Source organism: Flavobacterium panici (genome assembly GCF_903819335.1).
GTDB lineage: Bacteria > Bacteroidota > Bacteroidia > Flavobacteriales > Flavobacteriaceae > Flavobacterium > Flavobacterium panici.
In genome coordinates this window covers 77,939-93,477 of the sequence record NZ_CAIJDE010000048.1, presented here as the reverse complement: position 1 = coordinate 93,477, position 15,539 = coordinate 77,939, and the positions used below count along the sequence as shown (strand labels likewise).

The 15,539-nt window shown below is 34.1% G+C and carries 13 protein-coding genes; 7 read left to right on the top strand and 6 right to left on the bottom strand.

Annotated features, from left to right (window positions below):
- The first annotated feature begins 58 nt into the window (after positions 1-58).
- From FLAPXU55_RS15735 to FLAPXU55_RS15720, 4 genes are all read left to right on the top strand, one after another.
- Complete coding sequence (locus FLAPXU55_RS15735; protein WP_180859291.1) at positions 59-634, top strand: Crp/Fnr family transcriptional regulator; 576 nt, start codon at positions 59-61, stop codon at positions 632-634.
- A gap of 57 nt (positions 635-691) precedes the next feature.
- Positions 692-1,141: a carboxymuconolactone decarboxylase family protein gene (locus FLAPXU55_RS15730; protein ID WP_180858879.1), complete on the top strand. Its 450-nt coding sequence runs from the start codon at positions 692-694 to the stop codon at positions 1,139-1,141.
- A gap of 30 nt (positions 1,142-1,171) precedes the next feature.
- Positions 1,172-1,819 carry an HD domain-containing protein gene (locus FLAPXU55_RS15725; RefSeq protein WP_180858878.1) on the top strand — a complete coding sequence of 216 codons (648 nt, stop codon included), beginning with the start codon at positions 1,172-1,174 and terminating at the stop codon, positions 1,817-1,819.
- A gap of 94 nt (positions 1,820-1,913) precedes the next feature.
- Positions 1,914-2,678 carry an SDR family oxidoreductase gene (locus FLAPXU55_RS15720; protein WP_180858877.1) on the top strand — a complete coding sequence of 255 codons (765 nt, stop codon included), beginning with the start codon at positions 1,914-1,916 and terminating at the stop codon, positions 2,676-2,678.
- Positions 2,679-2,681: 3 nt separating this feature from the next.
- On the opposite strand, the gene FLAPXU55_RS15715 is transcribed toward FLAPXU55_RS15720, so the two are convergent.
- The 6 genes from FLAPXU55_RS15715 to FLAPXU55_RS15690 are packed head-to-tail and all read right to left on the bottom strand — an operon-like array spanning position 2,682 to position 8,013.
- The gene (locus FLAPXU55_RS15715) at positions 2,682-4,445 is read right to left on the bottom strand and encodes an STN and carboxypeptidase regulatory-like domain-containing protein (protein WP_180858876.1); all 1,764 of its coding nucleotides are present in this window, start codon (positions 4,443-4,445) and stop codon (positions 2,682-2,684) included.
- A 12-nt stretch (positions 4,446-4,457) separates the two neighbouring features.
- Positions 4,458-5,438: a FecR family protein gene (locus FLAPXU55_RS15710; protein ID WP_180858875.1), complete on the bottom strand. Its 981-nt coding sequence runs from the start codon at positions 5,436-5,438 to the stop codon at positions 4,458-4,460.
- The gene (locus FLAPXU55_RS15705; RefSeq protein WP_235992065.1) at positions 5,435-6,040 is read right to left on the bottom strand and encodes an RNA polymerase sigma-70 factor; all 606 of its coding nucleotides are present in this window, start codon (positions 6,038-6,040) and stop codon (positions 5,435-5,437) included. The genes FLAPXU55_RS15710 and FLAPXU55_RS15705 overlap by 4 nt, the downstream gene beginning before the upstream one ends.
- Before the next feature lie 37 nt (positions 6,041-6,077).
- Positions 6,078-6,362, bottom strand: a complete 285-nt coding sequence (locus FLAPXU55_RS15700; protein ID WP_180858873.1) for a hypothetical protein — start codon at positions 6,360-6,362, stop codon at positions 6,078-6,080.
- Positions 6,284-7,315, bottom strand: coding sequence for a sterol desaturase family protein (locus FLAPXU55_RS15695; protein ID WP_180858872.1), 1,032 nt, complete (start codon positions 7,313-7,315; stop codon positions 6,284-6,286). The genes FLAPXU55_RS15700 and FLAPXU55_RS15695 overlap by 79 nt, the downstream gene beginning before the upstream one ends.
- A gap of 20 nt (positions 7,316-7,335) precedes the next feature.
- Positions 7,336-8,013: a DUF6134 family protein gene (locus tag FLAPXU55_RS15690; RefSeq protein ID WP_180858871.1), complete on the bottom strand. Its 678-nt coding sequence runs from the start codon at positions 8,011-8,013 to the stop codon at positions 7,336-7,338.
- A gap of 514 nt (positions 8,014-8,527) precedes the next feature.
- Between FLAPXU55_RS15690 and FLAPXU55_RS15685 the strand changes: the two genes are divergently transcribed.
- The 3 genes from FLAPXU55_RS15685 to FLAPXU55_RS15675 all read left to right on the top strand — a co-directional run bounded on the left by FLAPXU55_RS15685 (position 8,528) and on the right by FLAPXU55_RS15675 (position 15,405).
- Positions 8,528-11,914 (top strand): SusC/RagA family TonB-linked outer membrane protein, encoded by a 3,387-nt coding sequence (locus FLAPXU55_RS15685; RefSeq protein WP_180858870.1) that lies wholly within the window; start codon positions 8,528-8,530, stop codon positions 11,912-11,914.
- 13 nt (positions 11,915-11,927) lie between these two features.
- Positions 11,928-13,928, top strand: a complete 2,001-nt coding sequence (locus tag FLAPXU55_RS15680) for a RagB/SusD family nutrient uptake outer membrane protein (RefSeq protein WP_053470709.1) — start codon at positions 11,928-11,930, stop codon at positions 13,926-13,928.
- Between the two features lie 685 nt (positions 13,929-14,613).
- A complete protein-coding gene (locus FLAPXU55_RS15675; protein ID WP_053470708.1) occupies positions 14,614-15,405 on the top strand; it encodes a polysaccharide lyase in 792 nt (263 codons plus the stop codon).
- Positions 15,406-15,539 lie beyond the last annotated feature (134 nt).

The window sequence follows — 15,539 nt, the reverse complement described above, 5'->3', positions numbered from 1 at the left end:
CTAATGTATTGTGCTACGGCATTTTTATTTCTTAAATTTGTTTATGAAAAAATAGATTATGATAAATCCTTTACTGATTCATATTGAAAAAATCTGTTCCATTAAAATAAATGAAACTGATTTGTTTGATTCTTTTTTTGAACATAAAATCTACAAGAAAAAGGAGTTTCTGCTGATTGAGGGACAGCAATGTTTCGAAAAATTCTTTATTATCAAGGGATGTGTTCATTTGTTTTTTTTAAGGGAAAACGGAACGGAGCAGACTATTGATTTTGCTTTAGAAAATTGGTGGGCTTCTGATTTTAATGCTTTCTCTGGCGGAGGAATCACACAATTTTCAATTCGAACTACAGAGAATACAGAGGTATTATGTATTAGTGCTGAGAACCAGAATAAACTGCTTAGACAAATACCAGAAATGAACCTGTACTTTCACTTGGTTTTTCAAAGGGCTTATGCAGCATCCCAAATGAGAGTGAGATATCTTTATGAATATTCAAAAGAAGAACTATATCAGCATTTTCTATTTGATTTTCCGGAGTTTACACAACGTGTTCCTCAATATCTGCTTGCTTCTTTTTTAGGATTCACACCAGAATATTTGAGTGAAATAAGGAAAAAATATCTTTCTTAAACCAGTTTAAGAATATTCCGATTCGTGTTTTAGAACTTTGTAAAAACAAATAAAAACATGGATAAAGTCATTAAACATCGTCTTGACGTATGGGAAGAAGAGCCCCTATATTGGCAATTAATAGCACAAATTGACAAACGCCTATACCAATCAACCCTGACAAAAAGCCTCATTGAAATTATTAAAATCAGGGTTTCTCAAATTAATAAGTGTGCTTTCTGCATAGATTATCATACTGAAGATGCATTAAGGAATGGTGAATCTCCTCGCCGAATATTTGCCTTATCAGCCTGGCAGGAAAGCCCTTTATTTACTAATATAGAAAGGAGTGTTTTGGAAGTAGTTGAAGAAATGACATTGATATTTAATCATGGTGTTTCAGATAATGCATATGAAAAACTCAAATCCTATTTTACAAAAAAGGAAATAGCCGATATCATTATTTGTATCTGTCATATGAACTTTTTAAACCGTGTTGGCATTTCAACTAAAACAGAAGCTGTTTGATACTTTTCAAAATTATAAAATTACATAGTTATGGCAATTTCAGGTAAAATTATAGCAGGCATAAAAATGCCCGATAGCGCAATCGCTGTGCAGGCAACAGAATTATTACGCGAACATGGAAGCGATCTTTTGTACAATCATTCTTTGCGTTCTTTTCTTTTTGCTTCTTTAAATGCCCAGCAAAATAACATTCAGTGCGATACAGAATTATTGTACGTGAGTGCCGTCTTTCATGATTTAGGATTAACGCCTCACTATCGCAGTAATGATAAGAGATTTGAAGTTGACGGAGCTGATGCGGCCCGTAATTTTCTTCTTGGTCATGGTGTTTCACCACAATCACTGCAATTAGTTTGGGATGCCATCGCTCTTCATACTTCACCAGGTATAGCCGAGTATAAAGAACCTGAAGTAGCATTATTGAATTACGGTGTGGCGCTGGATGTAGTGGGAAAAGGATACAATTTGTTATCGGATACAGATCGCAATGAAATTTTAAAACACTTTCCACGAAACGAGTTGAAGAAAAATATGATACCCGCTTTTTTCGATGGTTTTAAACATAAACCACATACAACCTTCGGAAGTATGAATGCAGATATTTGTTCCTGCATGATTCCCAATTATAAACAACTAAATTTTTGTGATGCAATTTTGCATTCGCCCTGGTCAGAATAAATCTAATCAGTCATAACAACAAACCTGAACATTTTGAAACTAAATATAACTATTAAAAAATGGGCAGTAATTATAACAATATAATATAAAAAAAATGGAAAATTGGAATTTAAAAGGAAAACTGGCACTAATTACCGGAGCCAGCAAAGGAATTGGAAAAGCAATTTCAGAAGAGTTTCTATCTCTGGGAGCAAGTTTAATAATTGTAGCGAGAACTGAAAAAGATATTAGGTCTTTAGAAAAAAAATGGAAAAGTGAAGGCCATAATGTACATGCGGTAGCTTGTGATGTGAGTGATCGAAATGAGCTGGAATTAATAAAAGAAATAATTGAGCAAGAAGGAGGAAAACTAGATATTTTAGTTAATAATGTAGGTACAAATATTCGTAAAAAACTTCATGAGTACGAAGAGGAAGAATATGAAAATATTTTTAAAATTAATATGTTTGGTCTGCTTGACATGATGCGTTTGTGTTTCCCCTATCTTAAAAATAGTAAAAATGCTTCTGTCATAAATTTAGGCTCAGTTGCAGGGATGGTAGATGTTAAATCTGGTGCTCCCTACGGTGCTTCAAAGGCAGCTGTTTTACAATTAGCTAGAAATCTGGCACCAGAATGGGCCGAATATAATATAAGAGTAAACACTGTTTCTCCATGGTATACAGACACACCATTGGCGGCACCTGTATTAAATGATCCTGAGAAATTAAGTCACGTTTTATCCAGAACTCCGTTAGGCAGAGTTGCCCAGCCTTCTGAAATTGCAAACGCAGTAGCTTTTCTGGCAATGGACAAGGCTTCCTATATAACTGGTCAAAACATAATTGTAGACGGTGGTTATCTGGCGAAAGGTTTGTAAAGATTAAAACAGCGTAACACCAAAACTCCAGCCAACCCAACCGCTTATACCTTTGTTATTATCTTTTATGACATTATAACGTTTGGTTCGATCCTGAACAAAAGTTGAAGTATTGTTATCCAGCGTATTTTTATCTCTTTTTTCAGAAGTATAAATATTGAAAGACGGTCCGGCAGATATGGCTAAACCTTTGAATATACGAAAAGTAAAAGGCGAATCGAATTTAGATAACGAGTTGTAACGGTCCCAATTTCCTAAATAAAGGTATTGCGAACTAATTTCAGGATTATAAGTAAAGCGTTTTCCTAAAAGGATATTGGTTCCAAAACCTATTCCAAAAGAAGTTAGTTTTTCTTCGTCGCTTCGTTCGCTTCTTCCTGCCATCAAAATAGTATAGAGTTTATTATCTCCCGTTTTTACAGCAACATTTATATCGGATATTTCATTACTGGTAATACTTATTTTTTTGTACCCATTCTTTTTAAAATTCAATAATCCCATACTATAACCTGACGGTGAATCAGTAATGTTGATTAATCCAAACTGGAATCCATCTAATTCTTTGGCATAATTTAAAACTCCGGCAATTTGGGCACCGCGCACAATTCCGCTTCCTGAATTATAAATACCCGAAATCTGCAATCCGTTTTGAGTACCTTTTACCGTATTATAAATAGCAGACATTTGCATTCCTTTAGAATCCTTTTGTACACTGTTGTAAATACCCGTAAGCTGCAAACCATGTAGCGAGCCTTTTATACTGTTATTAATTCCGCTCATTTGCAGTCCATTTAGATCGCCGAAAACATTATTGTAAATTCCAGCTAATTGAACTCCATTTACAGAACCTCCCACCGTGTTGAATATCCCAGCCATTTGTAAGGCATTGACATTCATACGCGTAATATTGTAAAGACCAGCCATTTCTAAACCACGAACTCCTCCCGTATATCCTCCTAATAAGTTTAGAGAGAAACTGCTGTTTAATTGTGAATTCATCATACCGCGCGTGCTCAAACTCGGAATTATGGAAGCTTGTACCGGGACTTCAGAAATAAATCCTCCCAAATTGAGTGATTGTATTTTTTGTTTGGAAGAAATAAAGAAACGTCCAATTCCTGTTCGTTCAACGGCAGAGAAATCACCATCGACATAATCTGAGTTAGATTTTCTGGACCCCATTTGGATTTTAACTTCAGATAGAAAAATGGTGGTAATGGTTTTGTAGTTTTCTTTTACAACCGTCAATTCAATGGTTTCGAGTACATTTTTAAGTTTAAGCTCAAAAACCCCTTCCTTATCTGTTAAAGTTGACTGCAACGCATTTTTTTCGTAAACACTTGCGTTTTCAATACGTTTGTTAGTTTTTACATCCATAATGTAACCGCTAACCACCTGATGATCGCCCACAACGCTGTTTTTTTCTAATACAAGTGCGAGTTCTAAAGGCGCATAACGCAGAATAATAAATCCTTTTGATTCTTTATATTCGTACTTATTGCCTAGTAACTGGTCTAAAACATCTTTTATCGTAGATTGCTTAGAATGAATGGTAACAGCACTATCTTTTACAACTAGTTTACTGTAATAAGCAAACCTGAAATTTCCTTTTTGTTCCATTAAATCCAGAATATGGCCTAATGGTTTTTTATCTGCATCGATAGACATATCAGTATCTAAGATAGATTGGGCATGTGCGCCAAAAAAAGCACTCGAAATAAATAAGAATAAAATTTGTACAAAAGTAAATTTTGAATTGATGGGCATATAAAAAAGGAATTATTCTAATATAATTTGATTGTTTTTACGTTCAATTTCGATCCGGAAGGTTTCTTGAATTACTTCTAAAACCTGATCTAAGGATTGATCTTTAAATACAGTTGTTAAGGGTTTTTCTTTTAAAGAAGGATTTTTAATGATGATATTGACATCGTATATTTCATTAAGTACCTCAACTAATTCTTCTAATGGTGTTTCATCACAAACTAATTCTTTATTGCGATAATAATTGTACAATCTGCCTTTGCTTGTACTTTTTAATAATTCCGGCTTATGATCGGCAATGATTACTTTTTCGCCGTGTCTTAATTCTACCTGATCTTTATTTTTGCTCACTTTTACAATTCCGGTTTCAACATCTACAGTTGTTTTTCCGTTTTTGTTTTTCACATTAAAAGAAGTTCCTACGACTTGTACTGTAACATCATTAATTGTAATGATAAACGGTTTTGTTTTGTTTGGAGAAACATTAAAAAAAGCTTCGCCCTTTAAAGTAACCGGACGGGTTTTACCTTTAAACTTGCTGGCATAAGACAAAGACGAATTTTTATTTAAAGTAACCGTTGTACCATCTGGTAAAGTATCATTTAAAGTAGAATTTGAAGCATATATCTGAATTAAAGTGTTTGATTTATTTTCGAAATAAGAATAACCAAGCCATCCTAAAGTACTAATTAAGAGAATAGAAGCCGCAATACGCAGCCAATAGACGGAAGATTTTTTAGGCGTTAATACCCTCACCTCTTTATCATGAATGCGATTTTGCAGCCGTTTCCAGGCCGCATCTTCATCTATGGTTTTATTCTCGGCGGCAATTAAAAGGCTGTCTTCCCAAATTTTTTTAAAACCATTGTAGTAGTTCAGGTTTTTTTCATCGGCTTTAAGCCAAAATTCTACTGTTGCATTTTCGTCTGCATCAGTTTCGCCAACTAGATATTTCACTAGTAAATCATCGTTCATATTCATATTGTTTTGGCTCATGATCTTCGGATTAAATGTAATAAGGATAATAGAAACGGAAGATATTCAACCAGTTTTGATCGTAATACTTTTAGGGCTTTACCCATTTGGTTTTCGACTGTTTTTATCGAGATATTCAATTGATCGGCAATTTGCTGATATTTAAGCTGTTCAAAACGACTCATTTGAAAAATCGTTCGGCATTGCGGCGGCAATTCGCTGATTGCTTTTTGAATATCGTTTTCGAGTTCAGCTGCCATCATTTGGTTTGATGCATCTTGATTTGAGGATTCCATATTACCTGAATACTGGAGTTGAAATGAGTTTTTTATTTTAAGGTGTTTGAGGTGATTGAGACTTTCATTATGAACTGATCTGTAGAGATACGCTTTTAATGAATCGTCAATTTGCAATTGCTCTTTTTTTTCCCAAATCCTAAAAAATACATTTTGTACAATCTCTTCGGCAATGATATCATCTTTCATAAAAGTATAGGCAAAAGCATGAAGGTTTCTAAAATACGTTTTAAAAACCTTTTCAAAAGCAGCTTCGTTTCCGTTCTTTATAGAACTAATAGGATCTATATTACTATACTCCACTAATACGTTTTGACATTCAATCAAAGATATATACTTTTTATATTTAATATTATTTTTTTGATTAATTGTAAGATGGACTCGGCTGATCGTATATGATATTATGATTGGCCAATAGCTGAATAAAAGCATCAATCGTGGTATCGAGATCGAGATCTGTATTCAGGCTAAATTCATAACAGTGAACAATACAGCTGTGATCTGAGAGATAAGTAAACGATAATCCTTTGTCTGTTCCTTCGGTAATTACAATTTCGTTACCTATGGTTTTTACACAATTATCTTTTCGGCTAAAGTATTCGAATAACTGCTCTTGAAATGTTTGTTGTTTTTCTTGACTTGTTGGCATGATATAGATAGTTTAAGAGATTGAGTTGTTTCTTTTTTTAATTTGTTTTTAGCAATAATATCGGGACTGGCAAAAATGTAATACACCTTTTTCCGGAAACCTTTTGCTTTTTTTACATCGCTGATAATATCCTGAAATTCATGTATATTGAGATATAAAGGATTGAGTTTGCTTTTGAGTAAACTCGTAATGCCATAGCGCGGTTTTTCTTCTTCATATTGAAAAGAACCAAATAAATGATCCCAAATCATAAAAGTCGCTCCAAAGTTTTTATCAAGATATTTTTCCTGACTTCCGTGATGTACGCGGTGATTAGAAGGAGTTCCGAAATATTTTTCTATAAAAGGATGTAGTTTTCCAATGGCTTCAGTATGTACCCAAAACTGATATAAAACACTCAGCTGATTAGCAATGAAAAATACGGCTGGATGAAATCCGGCAAAAATTAACGGAATAAAAAGTACAATTTTTATATACTGAAACCAGCTCTGCCTAAAACTTACGGTAAGATTATATTGTTCTGCAGAATGATGTACAACATGAGTCGCCCAGAAAAATCGGCAGTAATGAGAAATTCGGTGTGTCCAATACGAACTAAAATCATACAATATAAAACACGGAATTAAGCTCCACCAGTTAAATTCCATTCGATACGGGAGAATATTATAGATTGCAACTACGGCATAAAGCAGTCCCGCTTTCATTATTAAGTTAACGGTTAGATTTCCTAAACCTATTAATACAGATCCCAGAGTTTCTTTTTTATCGTATTCTTTTCTTTCTAAAAAATAAAAAACAACAAATTCAAGTACCGTAAAAAACAATACAACGGGCAATGCATATACAATTAAATTGGGAGCGCTTTTTTCTACTTCATAAATTCTATCCATTGCAATGGGCTTTGCACCAAAAATGGTCAGCTTAACAAACAGGTAATTGATGATTTTGATCATGATGATTTTTTTTGATTGATTTATGCTTTTTGAATGTTGATTGTAAATAATGAATGATGCAATTCGACTTTTTGACATATACCATTCTGGAAATGATAATCATTATAATTTCCGTCAGGCAATTCGATACGATACGAGTGATTGTCTGTTTTTTTGATCGTTAAAAATTGCTGAAAACTATCTGAATAAACCTTTTCTTCACTTACAGGTTCTTTGCTGTAAAGCAGCATAAGGTTGTAGTTGATATAGGGTTGTTTGATTTCTCCTTTTTTGTTCTCGTCAAAAATTTTATAATTTGAATCTATGAACTGTGTCGTTTTATTGGCTTTTTCTTTTCCGTTAACATGACGCTTTACGTAGGAGGAAATTAATTTTCCGTTTTTAAAATGAGAACCTTCTTCTGTTTTTACATTGATGCCAACAATCAATCGGGTTTTTACTTCCGAAGAAATTTTCAAAAAGACTTCACCATTATTATTGTTTTGGTAAAACTGCATTTGCCCAATGACAGTACCATTTCGAAGTACATTATAGTTTACCGTTTTTTCCTGCGCCTGAGAGATAGCTGTAGAAAGAAAAAGGAACACGACAGATTTTGTCTTAAGATTTATGGTTTGAAAACTGAAAATCTCAGATAAAGACACATATTTTTTATATAACCAAAATAGTGATGCTACAGTGATAATTAAAAGTATCATAAGGCAATTGGAGGTTAAAAGTTATTAATTGTGTTCTTGCTACAGCAGTAATACAACCGAATAACACTTTACCCCTATTTCAAAATGAAAGTTTTTTTAATGCTCAAAAAAATAATGCGGGAAACAGCTCAAACTCCAGCTATGGATTTTGGCATAAATATTTATTTATTAGCAGTGTAATAAATGTACAGATTTTGCAGGATGCTGATTTTACGGCTATAAATCCATTAAATGATTTTAAAAAAGCATGATAGTCATTACAAGTCAGGTCAAAATCGTATTTTTTTATGTATTCAATATTTTTTTAATACTTTTTCTTACAATAATAAATTTTTAAAGCTAAAAAAATATCAAAAATGATTTCATAAGACTTTTGAATACCCTAATTCGTATTTTATTACTCCTTGCAAAACCCATTATTATTCATTTTTGCACAGTTAATCACTTATCCACTTAACCCAAACCATAGTGATTTTCATACTAACTAATTATTAACCAAAAATGAAAACCAAAAATGACAAATCTAATTAGGATCAAAAAAAGTCCTGATTGCGAATCTGTGTTTAATTTGAAAAAGAAAATGATGATGCTCTGTGTATTATTTTCTCTATCTCAGGTTCATAGCTACGCAATTAGTTCAAAGAGTACAACTAACCTAAAAAATGTACTGGAACAAAAAAACATCAAGGGACAAGTTAATGATGAAAATGGTATGCCGCTGCCGGGCGTTACTATTTTAGAAAAAGGAAGTAAAAATTCTACTTTAACAGATTTTGATGGAAAATTTACTTTAAAAACAGATAATGATAATGCTGTCCTGATAATATCTTATTTGGGCTATACAACCAAAGAGATTACTTTAAAAGGAGAAACTTCAATTACTGTAAAACTCCAAAAAGCAACAACATCACTAGATGAAGTTGTGGTTGTAGGGTATGGTAAAATGAAGAAAAAGGATTTAACGGGGGCAATTGTTCAGATAACACCTGATAAACTGGCGAACCAAAATCCGCAGACTGTTCAGGATATATTAAGAGGTACTCCAGGTTTAAGAGTAGGTTATGATCCTTCTGCAAAAGGAGGTGGAAATATCCAAATTCGTGGGCAGACTTCTGTATATACTGGTAATGATCAAAAAACGGGAGGACCTCATAATTCACCGCTTATTATTTTAGACGGAATGCAGTTTTATGGTGAACTTTCAGAAATCAATCCTGATGATATTGCCCAGCTTGATATTTTAAAAGATGCATCGGCAGCATCTGTATATGGATCGAGAGCGGCGGCAGGGGTTATCCTTATTTCAACTAAAAAAGGTAAATCGGGTAAACCTATGATTAGTTTTACTACAAACACAACAATTAGTAATAAGAGTGCTTATCGTGGTGTGTATTCTCCAGAGGGCTATTTAAAATATCGTGAAGATTGGGAAACTGCCCAAACTTATGGTATCAACACAGCAACTGGACAATACGAAGCATGGATATCAGGAACAGTTGCTAATGGTAAACCAGGCTATTTCTCAAATCCTAATGATTTAGGTAAATGGGGAATTACAGAAGCACAATGGTTAGCGTATCAACCAGCTGCTCAAACAAATGGAAAAAGTTCAAAAGAAGTATGGGGAGCACGCTTGGGATTGAATTTTGATCCTTCGCTAATGGCTAATTTCCTAGACGATAAAACACACGATTGGAGCGACAGTTCTTTTAGAACGGGTATTAATCGTGATAATAATTTGAGTATTTCCGGAGCAGGCGAAAGAGTTAATTATTACATGTCTTTTGGTTATTTAACCTCACAAGGAGCAATTGTTGGAAATGATTATAAATCAGCTCGTTCTAATATGAAAGTTGATGCTAAAATTACAGATTGGCTTGACTTTGGGGCAAACATTAATTTTCAGGATCGATCAGATGGAGATATTACGCCTTCTTTAGGTACAAATGCCGGGGATAATAATATGATGAGAACCAGCCCGTTTGGAACTTTTAGAGATGCAAATGGCAATTATGAGAGACAGCCAATGGGTAAAAATGTCTCTGGACAGAATTATAACTATTATTACGAACGTCAATTTATTGACAAGGAAACAGGATATACAACGTTGAATTCTATTTTTAATACAAAAGTAACTTTGCCTTTGGGTATTACATATTCATTTAACATTGCTCCTCGTTATCAATTTTTTCATGATCGTTATTTCAGGTCAACACAAAATCCAAACTGGCCTGCAGCTACTACAGGAGCAAATAGAAATAGTGCTATAAGATTTGATTACAACCTGAATAATACCATAACATGGGATTATACATTTGCTGAAAAACATCACATCGTTGCAACTTTTGTTCAGGAAGCTGAAGAGCGTCGTTATTGGTCAGATGGAATGGATGCCTATAATATTCAGCCTTCAGATGCTTTAGGGTTTCACCTTGTAAATACGGCAACAATGGCAAATAGTGCAATCAGATCAAACGATACGCATGAAACAGCAGATGGATTGATGGCAAGACTTTTCTATTCGTTTGATAATCGTTATATGCTTACAGCGACAATTCGTCGTGATGGATATTCAGCATTTGGAGCTTCAAATCCTTACGCAGTTTTTCCTTCTTTTGGGGTTGCTTGGAACTTTAAAAATGAAAACTGGTTTCCATTAGATGCTATGAGTACCGGTAAATTGCGTTTGTCTTGGGGCAAAAACGGAAACAGGTCGCTTGCTGATCCATACGTTTCTTTAGCAAACTTAGTAAACACAGGAACAATGGGATATTTAGATCCTTCTGGAAAAGCACTTGAGATTAAATATTTAGCACTTGATCGTTTAGCAAATCCAAATTTGGAATGGGAAAAAACAACCTCAACAAATATCGGTCTTGACTTAGGTTTCTTAAATGATCGTATCACTGCTACTTTAGACCTTTACAGGGCATCTACTCATGACATGATTATGAGCCAGTCCCTTCCTGGTTTTACTGGTTTTTCATCAATCGCAACTAACCTTGGAGAGGTTCAAAATCAAGGTCTGGAATTAAGTATCAACAGTCTTAATATGAAAAACACAAACTTTGAATGGCGCACTTCATTTGGAATCTCTTATAACGAAAATAAAATTGTGTCATTATATGGCAATATGGTAGATATTAAAGATGAAAATGGTAATGTTATTGGAACGCAAGAAGGAAATGATTCTGCTAATGGATGGTTTATAGGCAGACCAATCACTCAAATTTGGGATTACAGAGTAACTGGAATATGGCAAAAAGATGAGTGGAAAGAAGCTCGAAGATATGGACAGCGTCCAGGAGACCCAAAAGTTGCAAACAGCTATACAGCAGATGATGTAGATGCAGTAGATCCTGATGGTGTTCCTTATAAAAAAGCAGTTTATAATGAAAAAGACAAACAGTTTTTAGGGAATTCAAACTCTCCTGTACAATGGTCGATGCGCAATGATTTTAAGATTTATAAAAATTGGGATTTAGCTATCAGTATGTATTCAAATGTGGGAGGTAAATCACTTAGTTCAATTTATATGAACACTTTCAACGATGCCAGTTTGTATAAATTCAACTTCAATCCATATGTAAATCCGTATTGGACACTTGATAACCCAACCAATGACTGGGCACGTCTTGATGCTAAAGGGCCTGCAGGAACTCCGGTTGCACCGGGAAGATTGTATGATCGTAGTTTTATTCGTTTAGACAACATTTCGTTAGCCTATACACTTCCTAGAGATCTTTTAGATCGTGCGCATATTAAAAATATAAAAATTTATGCTTCAGTTCAAAACGTAGCAACATGGTCTGCTTCTAAAGAATGGAAATATTTTGGAGATCCGGAAACAGGAGGATTAGCTACGCGACAGTTTAATTTAGGTTTTAATTTCCAACTTTAATAATTATTCAACAATGAAAAAATATATAAAAAATAAAGTTACAAGACTAGTGCCCTTTATTCTATTGGCTGCACTGTCCAGTTCTTGTTCAAAGGATTTTCTCGACTCAGATCCGCTTTCGTTTTACGAACCTGAAAATACGTTTTCTACAGAAGCCGGATTACAGGCAACTTTAGCACTGTGCGATAAACAGCTGCGTAATAATTATATTCACTATGGTTTTTCTGGTGTGAGTGTGCCTATTGGTACTGAGTATCTTTTCTCTGACATGGCACAATATGGAAAAACAGACACAGGAAGTAATATTGCTGATTATGCCAATACTATTGTTCCTACCGGAGATTTTAGAAGAGATCCAAGCGGAGAATCTATTTATCTTGGGTTTATGTGGACTGAAGCTTATACAGGTATTAAAAATGCCAATACTGTATTAACGTATATTGGGAATGTGACAAGTTTATCCGAAGAGGTTAAAAATAAATATATTGGGCAGGCTTATTTTCACAGAGCATATCGCTATCTTAATCTGGTTTATCAATTTGGAGACATACCATTGATTACTAAAATTTTATCTGTTCCAAAGCAAAGTTACTATTCTACTAAAAAGGAAGCCATCATTGAAATGATTACAGCAGATATGGAGAAAGCTGTACAATATGTTCCAGAGCAGTCAAAAATAGGATATGTAGGTATGGTTAGCAAAGGTGCTTGCCGTCAGTTACTAATTAAATGTTATTTAGCATCTGGAAGATTTGCTGATGCCGAAGCACAAGCTAATATTTTAATTGGTCAATCAGGTTACTCTTTGGTACAAAATAATTTAGGAATTTTTGATCCGGGAGGAAATCCTACGGCTTGGCCTATTACCAGAAATGTAATCTGGGATTTGCACAGACCTGAGAACAAGGTAATATCTGCAAATACCGAAGCTATCTTAGTAGCACCAAACGGAGGAGCACAATCATTTTTAGCATTTGCTTCGATGAGAATTTTTGGACCTAACTGGAATGATGCCAATTTAATTACTCCTGATGGTAAAACAGCAGCACCGCGTTTTCCATTGACTGATAAAACTAATTATAATGCAAAATATGATTATCAAAGAGCAATAGGACGTGGTATTGGTACTATTAGTGGTTCTTATTATTCACAACATCCTATGTGGGTTGTAAACAATGTTGAAGACAAACAAGATCTTAGACATAACAGCACCGTAGGAAACTGGGTAAATATGGAAGACCTTAAATATGCTCCCGGAGCTGGTGGAAGTGCAACATGGGCCGGGCAAAATTTTAGAATGAGAGAAGCGGGCAAATTGTTAGCACAAGATTCTATTCGTGACTGGTTTGATTTTCCGCATTATAAAATCTATTATCATGATGTTGTAGCTGAAGCTAATCCTGCAGCAAATGATTTTCAGGGAGCTACGGCCGGATCAAGCGCGCATATGTACATATACCGTTTAGCAGAAACTTATTTATTACGTGCAGAAGCCCGTTTTTATCAAGGAAATGTTTCCGGAGCAGCTCAGGATGTAAATGTTGTAAGAGCTAGAGCAAAAGCTTCGCAAATGTATTCAACAGTAACTATTGGTGATATTTGTGCAGAAAGAGGAAGAGAACTTTATATGGAAGAATGGCGAAATGTTGAATTAAAACGTATTTCACACTGTTTAGCAATGAGCGGTAAACCAGATGAATGGGGCCATACTTACAGTTTAACAAATTGGGATAAACAATCTGGAACAGATGCAGCCGGAGGTAGTTATTGGTATCAGCGTATTGTGCATTATACCCTTTACAACAAATATCCGGCTGGTATTTCTCTTAAACCAGGTGTTAAGTTTTATACTATGGACAAACGTAATAATTACTGGCCAATTCCATTTAGACTTGCTATAGAGCCTAATATCAAAGGTCAGTTAAGTCAGAACTTTGGTTATGATGGTTACAATGCAGGAGTTAAAGTATGGGATAAATGGCAGGATGCTGTTGAAGACGAAAGCAAAATTTAAACCTCTTTTATTTATCTTAAATTAATGATATTAAGAAAAGAATAGATTATAAATAGCTTTATTCAAAAAGTTAAAGTAAAAGCGAGTTAATATATTTAACTCGCTTTTTTTATTTTCAGCAGAGATATTGTTTCTCTATTTACCAAGTAGAATTTAATAATCAAGTTCACTGTAATTCTTTGGTCAAAATGAATGTGTTTATTTTGAAACAATTATAAACGAAAAAAACATTCCCTGAATTAAGATTAAACTTCTACAAATCAATTAGATGAATATTTTTCAAAAGACAAAAAATACTAAATCCTTAATTATTTAAACTTTGTCAATTTTTCTCATACTTTTTTTATTGATATTGTTTTTTTAACCTGAAAAAAATACATAAAATACATACATAAGATTTTTTTGTACCCAATTACGTACTTTATTACTCCCCTTTCGAATTGTTTTTAATCAACTTTACATTATCAAATTACTAATTGTGTAACCACAACAAATGTGATTTGAATGTAAGGCAATGTCTAGACAAATTGCATGACCCATACGCAAATAAAAACATTTTTACTTACGTATACATTGATGCCGATTTCACGAACTGTAAGTTTTTGTTTCAGCAGCCAATGCTATTTTAACTATCAATTTTTACTAACCATTAAATTAATTATTACTAACCTTTAATTATTTAAAAATGAAAAAATTCCTAAAATTAACAAGTTTCCTATTTATTACAGTATTAGTATTTAATTCCTGCGACAAGGAGCAAGATTTAAATGAACCGCAAAGCGTGAACAAAGACGTACAGCAAACCAATAACAAAGAAGTTTCTTCAAGCACTGCAGCGGCAGATCCTCTTGCTGAAGCATTAGCAGGCAGCGCCGGAGCCAGAACGATTACATTACAAACCAATACACTATCGTGTCCGGGTGGTTTATGTACATCATATGGTGTTTGGTCAACGGGTGTTTATACCGTTTGGTTCCAGATGAGATTTAATTCTGGATTTTATTGGAGCCGAGGCGGAAAATGCGGATATGGTATCCTAATTGGTGACCAGAATACTGGCGGAGATCCGGGATGGGATGGTAATGGCGGAAGTGCCAGATTTATGTGGTATTGCCCAAATGGATCAAATTCTGCTAAAGGAAGCGGAGCTTATTTGCAGCCTTACGTTTATTACAAAGATCAGCCGGGACAATTTGGTAATGATTTTGGAAAAAAATACTATATCCAGGAAAACGTTACATATAACTGTCAAATATCAGTTAAGCTAAATACTGGATCAAGTACAAACGGATACGTAAAATATTATGTAAATGGTACAGAGATATTGAATCAAACTATTCGCTGGGTGACTAACGATGCAAAACGAAATGTTAATGCAGTAAGTTTACACACTTTCCGTGGTGGTAGTCAGGAATATTGGAAAGCTCCGGTAACAAGTTCTATTTATTATCCAAGTGCATCTTGGGATGCTCTATAATACTTATACGGTTTAAAACATTTTAGCCGGAATAAATAAAAATCACAACTTCGATATTGTTTATTATATACTAATAACACATCGAAGTTGTTGGTTTTTCTAACTATCTTTGTTATCACTTTCATAAACAATTC

Coding starts and splice junctions, on each gene's coding strand:
- FLAPXU55_RS15735 (WP_180859291.1), top strand. CDS start 59: ATGATAAATCCTTTACTGATTCATATTGAAAAAATCTGTTCCATTAAA.
- FLAPXU55_RS15730 (WP_180858879.1), top strand. CDS start 692: ATGGATAAAGTCATTAAACATCGTCTTGACGTATGGGAAGAAGAGCCC.
- FLAPXU55_RS15725 (WP_180858878.1), top strand. CDS start 1,172: ATGGCAATTTCAGGTAAAATTATAGCAGGCATAAAAATGCCCGATAGC.
- FLAPXU55_RS15720 (WP_180858877.1), top strand. CDS start 1,914: ATGGAAAATTGGAATTTAAAAGGAAAACTGGCACTAATTACCGGAGCC.
- FLAPXU55_RS15715 (WP_180858876.1), bottom strand. CDS start 4,445: ATGCCCATCAATTCAAAATTTACTTTTGTACAAATTTTATTCTTATTT.
- FLAPXU55_RS15710 (WP_180858875.1), bottom strand. CDS start 5,438: ATGAGCCAAAACAATATGAATATGAACGATGATTTACTAGTGAAATAT.
- FLAPXU55_RS15700 (WP_180858873.1), bottom strand. CDS start 6,362: ATGCCAACAAGTCAAGAAAAACAACAAACATTTCAAGAGCAGTTATTC.
- FLAPXU55_RS15695 (WP_180858872.1), bottom strand. CDS start 7,315: ATGATCAAAATCATCAATTACCTGTTTGTTAAGCTGACCATTTTTGGT.
- FLAPXU55_RS15690 (WP_180858871.1), bottom strand. CDS start 8,013: ATGATACTTTTAATTATCACTGTAGCATCACTATTTTGGTTATATAAA.
- FLAPXU55_RS15685 (WP_180858870.1), top strand. CDS start 8,528: ATGACAAATCTAATTAGGATCAAAAAAAGTCCTGATTGCGAATCTGTG.
- FLAPXU55_RS15680 (WP_053470709.1), top strand. CDS start 11,928: ATGAAAAAATATATAAAAAATAAAGTTACAAGACTAGTGCCCTTTATT.
- FLAPXU55_RS15675 (WP_053470708.1), top strand. CDS start 14,614: ATGAAAAAATTCCTAAAATTAACAAGTTTCCTATTTATTACAGTATTA.